This is a genomic window from Flavobacterium sp. GQ95, assembly GCF_059758655.1.
Genome location: NZ_JCAXEB010000009.1, coordinates 1 through 13,817 on the forward strand (window position 1 = coordinate 1; position 13,817 = coordinate 13,817).

12 protein-coding genes are annotated in these 13,817 nt (G+C 33.0%); 6 read left to right on the forward strand and 6 right to left on the reverse strand.

Annotation, left to right across the window (positions count from 1 at the left end; translation table 11 throughout):
• Positions 1-25: 25 nt before the first annotated feature.
• Both AC6CH4_RS16995 and AC6CH4_RS17000 read right to left on the reverse strand, forming a co-directional pair.
• On the reverse strand, positions 26-778 hold the full coding sequence (locus AC6CH4_RS16995) for a hypothetical protein (RefSeq protein WP_498105032.1): 753 nt from the start codon (positions 776-778) through the stop codon (positions 26-28).
• A gap of 150 nt (positions 779-928) precedes the next feature.
• On the reverse strand, positions 929-1,834 hold the full coding sequence (locus tag AC6CH4_RS17000; RefSeq protein WP_498105034.1) for a LamG-like jellyroll fold domain-containing protein: 906 nt from the start codon (positions 1,832-1,834) through the stop codon (positions 929-931).
• Positions 1,835-2,285: 451 nt separating this feature from the next.
• On the opposite strand from AC6CH4_RS17000, the gene AC6CH4_RS17005 reads away from it, so the two are divergent.
• Positions 2,286-2,477 carry a hypothetical protein gene (locus tag AC6CH4_RS17005; protein WP_498105036.1) on the forward strand — a complete coding sequence of 64 codons (192 nt, stop codon included), beginning with the start codon at positions 2,286-2,288 and terminating at the stop codon, positions 2,475-2,477.
• A 113-nt stretch (positions 2,478-2,590) separates the two neighbouring features.
• Here AC6CH4_RS17005 and AC6CH4_RS17010 read toward each other — a convergent pair whose 3' ends face one another.
• From AC6CH4_RS17010 to AC6CH4_RS17020, 3 genes are all read right to left on the reverse strand, one after another.
• Complete coding sequence (locus AC6CH4_RS17010; RefSeq protein ID WP_498105038.1) at positions 2,591-3,499, reverse strand: LamG domain-containing protein; 909 nt, start codon at positions 3,497-3,499, stop codon at positions 2,591-2,593.
• 357 nt (positions 3,500-3,856) lie between these two features.
• The gene (gene capA / locus AC6CH4_RS17015) at positions 3,857-4,897 is read right to left on the reverse strand and encodes a cysteate synthase (RefSeq protein WP_056186848.1); all 1,041 of its coding nucleotides are present in this window, start codon (positions 4,895-4,897) and stop codon (positions 3,857-3,859) included.
• Positions 4,898-4,968: 71 nt separating this feature from the next.
• The gene (locus tag AC6CH4_RS17020) at positions 4,969-7,029 is read right to left on the reverse strand and encodes a S9 family peptidase (RefSeq protein WP_498105040.1); all 2,061 of its coding nucleotides are present in this window, start codon (positions 7,027-7,029) and stop codon (positions 4,969-4,971) included.
• A 141-nt stretch (positions 7,030-7,170) separates the two neighbouring features.
• Here AC6CH4_RS17020 and AC6CH4_RS17025 point away from each other — a divergent pair, with 141 nt between their 5' ends.
• A complete protein-coding gene (locus AC6CH4_RS17025; RefSeq protein WP_026982166.1) occupies positions 7,171-7,491 on the forward strand; it encodes a YbaB/EbfC family nucleoid-associated protein in 321 nt (106 codons plus the stop codon).
• 105 nt (positions 7,492-7,596) lie between these two features.
• Here AC6CH4_RS17025 and AC6CH4_RS17030 read toward each other — a convergent pair whose 3' ends face one another.
• On the reverse strand, positions 7,597-8,616 hold the full coding sequence (locus AC6CH4_RS17030) for a threonine aldolase family protein (RefSeq protein ID WP_498105042.1): 1,020 nt from the start codon (positions 8,614-8,616) through the stop codon (positions 7,597-7,599).
• 151 nt (positions 8,617-8,767) lie between these two features.
• On the opposite strand from AC6CH4_RS17030, the gene prfB reads away from it, so the two are divergent.
• The 4 genes from prfB (at position 8,768) to AC6CH4_RS17050 (ending at position 13,799) form a co-directional block, all read left to right on the forward strand.
• A protein-coding gene (gene prfB, locus AC6CH4_RS17035; RefSeq protein ID WP_492965682.1) for a peptide chain release factor 2 occupies positions 8,768-9,866 on the forward strand; the annotation gives its coding sequence in 2 pieces (ribosomal slippage) (positions 8,768-8,830 and positions 8,832-9,866; 1,098 coding nt in all).
• An 84-nt stretch (positions 9,867-9,950) separates the two neighbouring features.
• On the forward strand, positions 9,951-10,397 hold the full coding sequence (msrB, locus tag AC6CH4_RS17040) for a peptide-methionine (R)-S-oxide reductase MsrB (protein ID WP_498105044.1): 447 nt from the start codon (positions 9,951-9,953) through the stop codon (positions 10,395-10,397).
• 605 nt (positions 10,398-11,002) lie between these two features.
• Positions 11,003-12,001: a UDP-3-O-(3-hydroxymyristoyl)glucosamine N-acyltransferase gene (gene lpxD / locus AC6CH4_RS17045; protein WP_498105046.1), complete on the forward strand. Its 999-nt coding sequence runs from the start codon at positions 11,003-11,005 to the stop codon at positions 11,999-12,001.
• A gap of 169 nt (positions 12,002-12,170) precedes the next feature.
• Entirely contained in the window at positions 12,171-13,799 is a 1,629-nt protein-coding gene (locus AC6CH4_RS17050; protein ID WP_498105048.1) for an acyl-CoA carboxylase subunit beta, read from the forward strand.
• Positions 13,800-13,817 lie beyond the last annotated feature (18 nt).

Below are 13,817 nucleotides of genomic sequence, written 5' to 3' on the forward strand. Positions count from 1 at the left end.
AAATTTCAGGGCTTTTTTTGTTTCATCAAATTTCTTTAATTCCTCGTCTATCAGTATAATTAATTCCTAATCCGCCTAACATATAAACTTTAGTGCCCTGTTCTGTATCAATACTTATATCTTGCAAAAAAATATTTTCTCTCACTAATTTCACATCAAAAGGTATTGTTTTGGATAAATAATAATCATTGCTTTGAATAGTAATTATTATTGATTTGGTGCTTTTCAAAACAGTTATTGGAATAGAAAAGTCACCTGTTTTTCCATTTATTTTTATTGGGGTACCCGAATTATTAATAGTAAGGGTTAAATTTTGATATTTTTCACGATTTAAAGGCTTATTGGTTTTTGCATCTATTAATTTTCCTTTTACTGTTATCGAAATTTCTTCTTTAGACTGAGAATTAAAGGCAATCTTACCAACAATATGGCTAGCAGGTGATACGTTGATTTCAGTTTCAACTGGCGCTTTTTCCTGTCCTATCACAGTGGAGGTTAATAAAACCGAAGCAGCAATTGCAGCATATTTAAAGTTATTGATTTTAGAAGTTTCATTGTATTCAAATTCTTCTTCCAATTGTGTTGTTATTATACGCGCACAGATATTTTTTCCCTTGTTTTCTACTATGACTCTCGCTATTTCTGAGTTCGTCTTGTTGCTTAAATCTATTACATTTTTAGCACAAGAATCACAAAACGAACCTTTAGAATTAGGAATCATTTTATCAAAATTTTCAGTACAAGGATTAGCTATTTCTAAGGTGAACTTCTTTTTCATACTATATCTTTTTAAAGTTAAAATCATTCAAAATGATTACTACTTATATAGAGTATGTTTTGCTTAAAAAGGTTGGAAACAATTTAGATTTATTTCTAAACTTTTAAAGGTCCATCGGTTTTCTACAGAAATTCTTATCCTAATTTGAAACTATTTCTTATTTGTTACTTTGATCAAATAAGTTCCTTCAGGCAAATCACCAATATTAGAAGCGTTGCTTCCCATAATTTGTCTCCCTTGCGAGAAAACCTCAACAGTTTTAGTACCATGTGTGTTATTTGTTGGCAGAATAGCGGGAGTAGTACTTTTTGCTGTAACTGTAGCTTTTGTAATTGGTGTCGTAGATACTTTTTTTACTGGCCCTGAAGCCTGAGCAGTTTCAGATGCAGCTATCCCAGTTGGTTTCGAACTGTTATAAGATTCCATAACCTGTTCACCTGTCATGGCAACATTATATATTTTAAGATCATCTATATCAGCATTGATAGCTATTGCACTGTTTAATTGCCCCAATTTCAAAATATATCCTTTTGTTGTCCGCGGAATTCCATCTACTGATTTTAGTAATTCACCATTACGATATATTTTTGAACTAGTACCGTCATAAGTAATACTATACTGGTACCAAATCTCTTTATGAAGGGGAACTGAAACAACAACATTATTTGCATCTCCCCAACCAAGCAAACTTACGTCTGAATTACCTGCAGCTGCAGCTTGTTGTAATAAACCAAAATACTGCGAATTTACTGTACTACCATAGCCTAAGATATAATTTATCGAAGCAATAGTATTAAATTTTACCCAGACAGATATTGATCTTGGTTTATTATCTTGTGGAAGATCTCCTACTACTCCTTGCAAAACTTTGTTCGTAAGTCTTTGAGCTCCTTTACCAACTCCCATTCTGTCATTTACAAAATTAGGAGTTCCTAATAGGGAAATCGTATTATCAGTATTACTTAAAGTCCCATTGAAATTGAATTCCTGAACCGGATTTTGGGCATTCGTATTTAAAAAACTTACAAACATTAAAGTGAGTAATAATCTCTTCATATTTTATGGATTTTTGAGGCGTTTAAAAAAAGATAAATATATTCGACAATATCAAATTCTTAAAATAATCAAAATTGATAATTTAAAACCTTTGATTAGATTTATTTATTCTTTTATAAATTTTGTTAAAACTATAAATTTAATTCAATTTTACAAATATTAATTACGTATAAATACGGTATTCTCATTGAAACAAAAAAAATAACTCATTTAAAACGTTATAAAATTCATATTTGTAAAAACATTTTTACAAAAAATCAATTTGTCTTGAAAAATGAATTGCAGATCGAAAAGATCACTACAATATTTTTTAAGATTTAAATCCATTGAAGCGCTGGTAAAAAAGTGATATAAATTAGACCTTTGTTTGTAATGATTTTAAACTGGAACCCACGATTATGAAAAATCATATTAACCATTATATTTGTACCACCTTCAAAAAAACAATTTTATGAAAACATCAAAATATACAAAAGTTGCCGTAATCGTTATGGTAATTCTGTTTGTAGTAATTAGCGTAATCAGCTGTAGTGTTCATACACATAGTACTGGGTCCGGAAAAGTTCCTCCGGGACAAGCAAAAAAAATGTCGGGAAGCAAAAGCGCTAAAGCTTACGCTCCAGGGCAACAAAAAAAACACTAGTAAAAACAAAAAAGCCTTTTAAATTTAACGTTAAAAGGCTTTTTACACTATTCAAAAAATTAAATTCTACTAACACAAATTAACTAACTATTTTATCAACCAAATTTTAGTTTCTATTTTGAAGTTATTTTATTTGAAGAATTATTTGTTATTTTCAACAAATAAGTTCCTTCTGGCAGATCATTAATACTCTTTGCATTGTCGCCAACCACCTTCTGTCCTTGTGAATATACTTCTACATTTTTAGTCACAGTATTAACATCACCTGTAATAAGCGCGTTTGTTGTTGCTGCCTTTAAAGCAACTTTTACAGTTTCCATATTTTTTTCGGGTTTTGAAACCACTGACTCCGCCATAACAATTGCCGGTTTAGAGACGTTGTATTCTTCTAAAATTTGTTCCTCTGTCATCGCAACATTATAAATTTTTAAATCGTCTATATCAGCATTAATACCAACTGTAGTATTAATTTCGCCCAATCTAAAAATAGTGCCCTTTGTAGAACGATTGATTCCACTTACCGATCTCAATAATTGTCCATCACGGTATATTTTAGAAACTGTACCGTCAAAAGTAATACTATATTGATACCATGTATTTTTTAATAAAGAAGTAGAAACAATAACATCATTAGAAGCACCCCACCCAGCTAAACTTAAATCAGAATTAGAAGAGGCAGTTCCTTGCTGTAGTAAACCACAATATTGAGCATTAAAAGCCGTTCCGTAACCCCAAATGTAGTTGGCTTTTGCAATATCATTCATTTTTACCCAGATAGTAACTGTTCTTGCTTTATTATCCTGAGGAAGGTCTGGTATAACTGCTTCCATAGCCTTATTAACTAATTGTTGGGCACTATTTGCAACTCCATTTCTATCGGCAACAAAATTATTTGTTCCCATAAATGAAGTTGTATTTTTAGTATTAATCAGAGTCCCATTAAAAGTGAATTCCTGAATCGGATTTTGAGCATTCACATTCAAAAAACTTACAAACATTAAAGTGAGTAGTAATTTTTTCATAATAGTAGATTTAGGATTAAAAAACATTATGTCATTTTAACATCACTAATCTATATTTTAAAGTTTCCAGTTGAAAATTTTTTCGACAACGAACCTAAATAATCGTTTAAATAACCAAAAGTGATGGTATTTAAATGCAAAATACACTTAACAATACTTTTAACGATACTTTTAAGATACTATTAAAATTATAAATTAACTTCAATCATAATAAAATTTTCTTACGTATAAATACGGTATTTTCAAAATTTTAAGTTTTTACGCTGATATCAATAAATAACTAATTTTATTTTTTTTCAAAAAAAAACTCCCGATAATTTAATATCGGAAGTTTTATATTCTATAGAGTAATTCTCTTTATTTTACAAATTCAATTTTTTGAACTTCTTCTTCATTAATGCTATCAAAGAATCCTTGTTCATTCATCCAGTCATCGCTGAATACTTTACTCATATAACGAGATCCATGGTCAGGAAAAATAGCAACTATATTACTATCTTTCGTAAACTCACCTTCTTCAGCATATTGTTTAATGGCCTGCATTACTGCTCCTGAAGTATATCCCACAAATAAACCTTCTTTACGAGTGATTTCTCTTGCAGAATGCGCACTCTCTTCGTCGGTTACTTTCATGAATTTATCAATGATATCAAAATCTGTAGCAGATGGAATCAGATTTTTACCTAAACCTTCAATACGATAAGGATAAATCTCTTTGTTATCAAATTCTCTTGTTTCGTGGTATTTTTTCAATACTGATCCAAAAGCATCAACACCTAAAATTCTAATATTTGGATTTTGCTCTTTTAAGAATTTAGCAGTTCCTGAGATAGTTCCTCCAGTTCCGCTACAAGCGATAAGATGTGTGATTTGTCCTTTTGTCTGTTCCCAAATTTCAGGACCTGTACTATTATAATGTGCATCAATATTCAACTGATTAAAATATTGATTGATGTAAACAGAACCTTTAGTTTCTTCGTGTAAACGTTTCGCTACATTGTAATAAGACCTCTCATCATCAGCAGAAACGTGAGCCGGGCAAACGTAAACCTTTGCGCCTAAACTTCTCAGCATGTCAATTTTGTCTTTTGATGATTTCGAACTTACTGCCAAAATACAGTTGTAGCCCTTAATAATGCTTACCATTGCCAAACTAAAACCAGTATTACCAGATGTAGTTTCGATGATGGTGTCTCCCGGAGAAAGAATTCCTTTTTTCTCGGCTTCTTCAATAATATATAATGCTATTCTATCTTTTGAGGAATGTCCCGGATTAAAAGCTTCTACCTTTGCGTAGAAATTTCCTTCTAACTCTTCGGTGATTTTATTTAGCTTAATAAGTGGGGTGTTACCTATTAATTCTAAAACATTATTATAAGCATTTATTTCTTCTTTCATAAAAAAATAGTTAATCAAAGGCATTTCAAAATAACCCCTGATAGGTTGCAAATTTAACAAAAAATTTCTAATTAGCTTTTAATTTTCTCTAAATCTAATAAAAAACTAAATTCTTTTGCTAAGTCTTTTAAAGCTTCAAATCTTCCTGAAGCACCACCATGTCCAGCATCCATATTGGTATCTAAAAACAAAAGGTTATCATTTGTTTTCATATTTCTCAACTTGGCGACCCATTTTGCAGGTTCCCAATATTGCACTTGTGAATCATGCAATCCGGTGGAAACATACATATTAGGATATTTTTGTGCTTTTACATTATCATATGGTGAATAGGATAACATATAATCATAATATTTCTTATTGTTTGGGTTTCCCCATTCATCATATTCTCCGGTTGTCAACGGAATACTATCGTCAAGCATTGTTGTTATTACATCTACAAAAGGTACCTGAGCGATCACTCCGTTATACAATTGAGGAGCTTCATTTATGATAACTCCCATCAAAAGTCCTCCTGCAGAACCTCCTTCTGCATACAAATGTTCAGAAGAAGTAAATTTTTCGTTAATTACAAATTTAGAGCAATCGATGAAATCTGTAAAGGTATTTTTCTTTTTTAACAGTTTTCCGTCTTCATACCATTGTCTTCCTAAGTCTTCTCCTCCTCTAATATGTGCGATAGCGTAAACAAATCCGCGGTCTAACAACGAAAGTCTTGTCGAAGAAAAATAAGTATCCATTGTGATTCCGTATGAACCATATGCATAAAGCAACAACGGATTTTTACCATTTTTCTCTAATCCTTTTCTATAAATCATCGAAATCGGAACTTTTACACCGTCTCTTGCGGTTGCCCAAACGCGTTCTTCGATGTAATTCTCTTTATCGAATTTTCCACCCAAAACCTGTTGCTCTTTTAAGATTTCTTTGGTTTTAGTTTTCATATTAAAATCAATTACAGAGGAAGGTGTTGCAAGCGATTGGTAGCTGTAACGCAAAACATCAGTATCAAAATCAATATTCGTTGTGGTATATGCATTGTAAGTTTCACTTCCAAAAGGCAAATAATAATCAGCTTCACCATTCCAGGGCATGATTCGAATATGATTTAGTCCATTCGAACGTTCCTCTACAACTAAATAATTTTTAAAGATTTCGATATCTTCGAGCAAAACATCTTCACGATGTGGAATAAGATCTACCCAATATTTTTTTGCAGTTTTGTTTTCAGGCGTTTTCATCAACTTAAAATTGGTTGCCTTATCTTTATTGGTTAAAATATAAAATGAATCTTCAAAATGAGAGATACTGTATTCTAAACCGCGAACACGAGGCTGGAAAACTTCAAATTCCCCATCTGGATTGTCTGAATTCAAAATTCTGTATTCGGTTGTTAAAGTACTTCCTGATCCAATTACAATATATTTTCTTGATTTTTCTTTACTGATCGAAACATTAAAAGTATCATCGGTTTCATCAAAAACCAAAACATCAGTTACAGAATCGCTATTTATTTTATGTCTGAAAACTTTATCAGATCTTAAAGTAACTTCATCTTGTCTGACATAAAAAATGGTTTTATTGTCATTTGCCCAAACAGATCCTCCGGTTGCATTTTCAATTTTATCGGCCAGAATTTCGTTTGTTTCTAAGTTTTTAATCTGAATAGTATAAATTCTTCTTCCCACAAGATCAAGTCCAAAACTTGCAAATTTGTTATCAGGACTAATACTTAAACCTCCCAATTTAAAGTAAGCATGTCCTTCTGCCATTTCATTGCAGTTGAACATAATTTCCTCATCAGCAGAAAGGCTTCCTTTTTTTCTTGAAAAAATCGGATAATCCTGTCCTGTCTCAAATCGGGTAATATAATAGTAGCCATTATAAAAATAAGGCACAGATGAATCATCTTCTTTGATTCTGCCTTTCATTTCTTCGTACAAAGATGCCTGTAGCTCTTTTGTATGCGAAGTCATATTTTCATAATAAGCATTCTCCTGATTTAGATAATCGATAACTTCGGGATTTTCTCTGTCGTTGAGCCAAAAATAATTATCGATTCGGGTTTCTTTATGTTTTTTTAAGTTTTTTGGAATTACTTTGGCCTGTGGAGCCGTTATATCGTTTTGCATTGATTAAGCATTAATTTTATATAAGACGAGGCAAAAATACTATAAACACAATAGAACAGAATTAATATTTTCATAAAATATTGTATTGATTTAATACAGCAATATAGTAATTTTGTCTCAAATAATTTAAAAATCAACAAAATGGATTTAATGGGAATGATGGGTAAACTTAAAGAAACCCAACAAAAAATTGAAGATACAAAAAAGCGTCTGGATACTGTTTTAATTGATGAACAAAGCGCTGACGGATTATTAAAAGTGACATTAACCGCTAATAGAAAAGTTACATCAATTTCTATTGATGACTCTCTATTAGAAGACAAAGAACAACTGGAAGATTACTTAATTGTAACCTTAAATAAAGCTATTGAAAAAGCAACAAACGTAAACGAAAGAGAATTAGACGCTGTTGCCAAAATGGATATGCCTATGATTCCGGGAATGGATAACTTGTTTAAATAAGATTCTAAGATACTAAGATTCTAAGATACTAAGGTTCTAAGATACTAAGTCTTCTTTATTGGAAAAACTCAGAATCTTAGAACCTTAGTATCTTAGTACCTCTTCTTAAAACTTTTGAAGCGTTTCAATCACATAAGTGTGCATTACTTCTTTATAATCTAAATGCGTTACAATTCGCAATTTATTATGTCCAAGTGCGCTAATTAAAATATTTTTCTGTTTTAATTTTTCTATTAAAAGCTGATCGCTGTAACCTTCGGCTAATGAAAAAATCAAAATATTAGTTTCTACAGGCTCAATTGCTGCTATCCACGGTTTAGTACTTAAAACTGCTGCAATTTCTTTAGCCCTTCTGTGATCCTCGGCTAATCTTTCAATATTATGTGCTAAAGCATACAATCCTGCTGCTGCCAAATAACCAACCTGGCGCATCCCACCACCCAATATCTTCCTGATTCTCAACGCTCTGTGAATATCAGCTTTACTACCAAGCAATACAGAACCAATTGGGGCACCTAATCCTTTTGATAAACAAACAGAAATAGTATCGAAAATAGCTCCAAATTCCTTCGGATTTTGTCTTTTTGCCACTAAGGCATTCCAAATTCTGGCACCATCTAAATGGAATTTCAGGTTATTAGCGTCACAAACTTTTTTTATTTCTCTTAAATCTTCTAATTCATAACAAGCGCCACCACCTTTATTAGTTGTGTTTTCTACACAAACCAAACTTGTAAGCGGACTATGATAAAATTCAGGATCATTAATTGCTGCAGCAACCTGAGTCGCATTTATCATTCCTCTGTCTCCATCCAACAAACAACAGGATACACCGCTGTTAAAAGAAACTCCTCCTCCTTCATAATGATAAACATGAGCATATTTATCAGCAATCAATTGTTCTCCAGGTTGTGTGTGTAATTTAATTGCGGTTTGGTTTGCCATAGTTCCAGATGGAAAAAAAAGTCCGGCTTCCATACCAAAAAATTCAGCTACTCTAGTCTCTAATTCGATAACTGTCGGATCTTGCTTGTATACGTCATCTCCAACCTGAGCATTAAACATATACTGCAACATTTCGTGTGTTGGCTTGGTAATGGTATCGCTAATTAAATTTATTTCCATATTCTAAAAACTATATCTTATTTTTGTGCAACAAAATTACGTATTACTGTTTGTTATTCTCGGCAAGTTTTAGTAAATTTTAACTAGCAAATTATCATACAACCAAATTAACGTAATATTTATAAAAAACATATAAAACTACTATTAATTTATGACAACTACCGAACAAATAAAAGGTATTGTGGAGCGCCTTGGTGCGTTGAGGAGGTATCTTTGACGTTGATGCCAAGCTAATCGAAATTGCCAACGAAGAAGAAAAAACCTTCGCACCCGACTTTTGGAACAATGCAAAAGAAGCCGAAGTCATTGTTAAAAACCTTCGAAACAAGAAAAAATGGATTGAAGATTACAACAAAGCCATCGAACTTACTGACGAATTGCAATTAGCGCATGATTTTTATAAAGAAGGTGAACTTTCTGCAGAAGAATTAGACGAGCATTACAAGACAACGCAAGATCATATCGAAAACATCGAGTTCAAAAACATGCTTTCTGACGAGGGCGACAGTCTAAGTGCCGTTGTTCAGATTACTGCCGGAGCCGGTGGAACTGAAAGTTGTGACTGGGCTGGAATGCTAATGCGTATGTACATGATGTGGGGCGAAAGTTATGGCTATAAAATAAAAGAACTGAACTTTCAGGAAGGTGAGGTTGCCGGTATTAAAACCGTAACTTTAGAGTTTGAAGGAGATTATTCTTTTGGCTACTTAAAAGGAGAAAACGGCGTACATCGTTTAGTTCGAATTTCACCTTTTGACAGTAACGCAAAACGTCATACTTCATTTGTATCAGTTTACGTGTATCCACTTGTTGATGACAGTATTGAAATTGACATTAATCCTGCCGATATCGAAATTACAACTTCCCGCTCTAGTGGTGCCGGAGGACAAAACGTAAATAAAGTAGAAACAAAAGTACAATTGGTACACAAACCAACCGGAATCCAGATTCAGTGTTCGGAAACACGATCTCAACAAGATAACAGACAACGTGCCATGCAGATGTTACGTTCTCAATTGTATGAAATCGAATTGAAAAAACAACAAGCACAACGTGCCGATATCGAAGCCGGAAAAATGAAAATCGAATGGGGTTCGCAAATACGTAATTATGTAATGCAACCTTATAAATTGGTTAAAGATGTTCGTACCGGTTATGAAACCAGCGATGTTGATGGCGTAATGAACGGAAATATAGACCCATTCTTAAAAGCATTTTTAATGATGATGGGACAAAAGGAAGAGGAATAATTTTTTAGTCGCAGTCTCAGTCGCAGTCTCATTTTTAAACAGACTGAAAACTGAGACTGCGACTGAAAACTAAATAAAAAAGTTATGATAAAATGGGCAGATATTATTCGATATACAAATAAAGGAAATCCAACTCCAGAGAAAAAAATAGAGAAAACGGAAGAAGAATGGAAACATATCTTAACTCCTGAAGAATATCAGGTAACACGTTTAAAAGGTACTGAAAGATCTTTTAGCTCTGAACTTTGCAGTTTATTTGATCCTGGAATTTACGAATGCAAGTGCTGCGGTACTTTACTTTTTGATGCTTCTGAAAAATTTGAATCAGGAACTGGCTGGCCTTCTTTTACACAGCCAATCAAAGAAAATGCGATTGCTTATAATGCTGATAAATCATACGGAATGATTCGTGTTGAAGTGGTTTGCAATACCTGCGATGCGCATCTTGGGCATGTCTTCCCTGATGGTCCTGAACCCAGTGGTTTGCGATATTGCATTAATGCCATTTCATTATCGAAAATAAAAGAATAATTAATTTTACTTATTTTAAAAAAGCGATTCACTTTTAATTAAAAGTGAATCGCTTTTTTATTTAATTCATTAATTTAAAGCAAATTAACTAAATTATTTCAGATCAGAATATTTCTAATTCTAAATATTATCTTACTAATAATATCCGATTTTAAAATTACCCTGATAATTTCACACAAAACTAGCTGATTGCCAATATATAAAAGTTTAAACCTGCAAAATTTCACAATCATGTAGTGCCATTTTTTCGGGCACTATCAGTTATCTTTTTAAAATATCTAAGGTTATAATTTCGATTTCAGACCTTTATAATTCGTTTTCCTGAATAAAAAGTGCTATTTCCATATTTAATGGACTCTATTCTTAGAATATATGTTTACTGAAAATCAAAATCTTACGACTTAAAATTCGTTTACTATTAAAAAGAGAATAATCCATTATAAATTCAAAAACTGTTAAAATTTTAGTAGATTTAATGTTAAAATTGTAATATTTAAACTATTATTTTAAACAGTACATAAAAAACTTCAAAATAAGATTAGGTAATTCAAATGTAATTGATTTTATTTGGCAAAAATAAACCCCAAGTCAATTAAATTTATTCAATGAAATCCTATTCAATTCACGAAATCAATGAAGTTATAAATGGCGTAATTTACGGCACTACTTCGCAAAGCGTAACCGCAACAGAGCAACTAGAAAAAGCCACTACTTCAGAAATTTCATTTATAGGGAACAAAAAATATGAAAAATATTGGTCGACTTCAAATGCATCTATTGCAGTTGTAAACGAAGATATTTCTATAGAACCTGGAGAAAATCGTGCCTTTATTAAGGTAAAAAATGCCGACTTAGCGATGTCTCAAATTTTAGCGCTTTTTGCCCCGCCTACTCCGATCTTTCATACAAACATTCACAGAACTGCTACAATCGATGAAACCGCAATAATTGGTGAAGGAGCCAGAATTGGTGCAGGTTGTTATATTGGTCCAAATGTTGAAATTGGTGCCAATACTACATTATATCCAAATGTGACTATTTTAGATGAATGCACTATCGGAAAAAATACGATTATCTGGTCAGGAACAGTTGTTCGTGAGCGTTGTCATATTGGTAGTGATTGTATTATTCATCCAAATGCAACAATTGGAGCAGATGGTTTTGGATTCCGTCCCTGCAAAGAAAAAGGACTGGTAAAAATTCCACAAATTGGAAATGTAATTATTGGTAACGGAGTTGAAATTGGAGCAAATACTTGTGTTGACCGCGGAAAATTCAGTTCAACTGTACTTGGAGACGGATGCAAAATTGACAATTTAGTTCAAATTGGACATAATAGTAAATTAGGTAAATTTTGTATTATGGCTGGAAATAGCGGTTTAGCTGGTTCTGTAACTTTAGGAAATGGCGTAATTATTGGCGGAAGTGCTTCTATAAAAGATCATACCTCTATTGGAGATGGTGCTGTTATTGGAGCTGGTTCAGGTGTAACAGGAGATGTTCCTGCCGGAAAAACCATGTTAGGGTATCCAGCAGTTGAAGCTCGTGACGCGTTGAAACAATGGGCCATTTTAAAACGAATGGTTTGTGATTCTAAAAAATAATCTAAAACATATTTTATATATTAAAACCAGAAGTTAACTTCTGGTTTTTTTATTTATAAGCTATTATAAAATCATAAAAAGATTAGTTTAAAGATATTTTGAATATTCTGTTTATTTCAATTGATTTTGTAAATTAGCCAACAGTATTTTGTAAAAACATCAATATCTTATGGATTTAAACTTCAATAAAAACGAAGATCACAATAAACTCTTACTTTCAGAATTAAAACAAAAATTTGCCAAAGTAAAACTAGGCGGTGGCGAAAAACGTATTGAAAAACTACATGCTGAAGGCAAAATGACGGCTCGCGAACGTATTAACTATTTATTGGATGAAAATTCTAAAAGTATAGAAATCGGCGGTTTTGTTGGAGAAGGAATGTACGCCGAACACGGTGGATGCCCTTCTGGAGGAGTGGTGATAAAAATAGGATATATAAGAGGCAAACAATGTATTGTTGTTGCTAATGATGCTACTGTTAAAGCAGGAGCTTGGTTTCCTATTACTGGAAAGAAAAACCTTCGCGCACAGGAAATTGCCATGGAAAACAGATTGCCAATTATCTATTTGGTAGACAGTGCCGGTGTTTACTTACCACTTCAGGATGAAATTTTTCCGGACAAGGAACATTTCGGCAGAATTTTCAGAAACAATGCGCAAATGAGCAGCATGGGAATTACCCAAATTGCAGCTGTTATGGGAAGTTGCGTTGCAGGAGGAGCTTATTTACCTATTATGAGTGACGAAGCCTTAATTGTAGATAAAACAGGAAGTATTTTCCTTGCGGGAAGTTATTTGGTCAAAGCTGCAATTGGAGAAACTATAGATAATGAAACTTTAGGTGGAGCTACAACACATTGCGAAATTTCAGGCGTGACCGATTATAAAGCAAAAGATGATAAAGATGCTTTAGACAAAATAAAAAATATAGTTGACAAAATTGGCGAATATGATAAAGCTGGCTATAGCCGAATCAAAGCTGAAAAACCAGCTTTAGAACCAAAAGATATTTACGGAATTTTGCCAAAAGCCAGAAACGAACAATACGACATGATGGAAATCATCAATCGTTTGGTTGATAATTCTGAGTTTGAAGCATACAAAGATGGTTACGGTCAAACCATAATTACGGGATACGCCAGAATTGATGGCTGGGCAGTTGGAATCGTGGCCAATCAAAGAAAAGTAGTAAAAACTAAAAAAGGCGAAATGCAATTTGGAGGCGTTATTTATTCAGACAGCGCTGACAAAGCTACACGCTTTATTGCAAATTGTAATCAAAAAAAGATTCCTTTAGTCTTTTTACAAGATGTTACCGGTTTCATGGTTGGTTCAAAATCTGAACATGGCGGAATTATTAAGGATGGTGCCAAGATGGTAAATGCGGTAAGCAACTCCGTAGTTCCAAAATTTACTGTTATAGTTGGGAACTCATATGGTGCGGGAAATTATGCGATGTGCGGAAAAGCCTATGACCCAAGATTGATTTTTGCATGGCCGAGTGCGGAACTTGCCGTTATGGGTGGAACACAGGCGGCAAAAGTATTGGCTCAAATCGAAGCTTCATCACTTAAAGCAAAAGGAGAAATCATAGATGAAGCCAAGGAAACGGAACTATTCAATAAAATAAAAGCTCGTTACGACGAACAAACTTCGCCCTATTATGCCGCTTCAAGATTGTGGACAGATGCTATTATTGATCCACTTGATACACGCACCTGGATTTCTATGGGAATTGAAGCCGCTAACCATGCACCAATTCAAAAAGCATTTAATTTAGGTGTTATACAGGTTTAATTTCATTTATAGAATTCT